The organism is Janthinobacterium sp. EB271-G4-3-2 (assembly GCF_020858035.1).
Classification (GTDB): domain Bacteria; phylum Pseudomonadota; class Gammaproteobacteria; order Burkholderiales; family Burkholderiaceae_D; genus Janthinobacterium; species Janthinobacterium aestuarii.
The window spans coordinates 1-535 of sequence record NZ_JACYMG010000037.1 but is presented as its reverse complement, the minus strand read 5'-3'; the positions used below and the strand labels follow the sequence as shown (position 1 = coordinate 535).

Genomic DNA, 535 nt, shown 5'->3' with positions numbered 1-535 from the left:
GGATTCCAGCCATGTCAAGGGTAGGTAAGGTTTTTCGCGTTGCATCGAATTAATCCACATCATCCACCGCTTGTGCGGGTCCCCGTCAATTCCTTTGAGTTTTAATCTTGCGACCGTACTCCCCAGGCGGTCTACTTCACGCGTTAGCTGCGTTACCAAGTCAATTAAGACCCGACAACTAGTAGACATCGTTTAGGGCGTGGACTACCAGGGTATCTAATCCTGTTTGCTCCCCACGCTTTCGTGCATGAGCGTCAATCTTGACCCAGGGGGCTGCCTTCGCCATCGGTGTTCCTCCACATATCTACGCATTTCACTGCTACACGTGGAATTCTACCCCCCTCTGCCAGATTCTAGCCTTGCAGTCTCCAATGCAATTCCCAGGTTGAGCCCGGGGATTTCACATCAGACTTACAAAACCGCCTGCGCACGCTTTACGCCCAGTAATTCCGATTAACGCTTGCACCCTACGTATTACCGCGGCTGCTGGCACGTAGTTAGCCGGTGCTTATTCTTCAGGTACCGTCATTAGCAA

At 51.8% G+C, this 535-nt stretch carries 1 rRNA gene; it reads right to left on the bottom strand.

Annotated features, from left to right (window positions below):
- A 16S ribosomal RNA gene (locus IGS55_RS27825) occupies window positions 1-535 on the bottom strand; the annotation flags it as partial.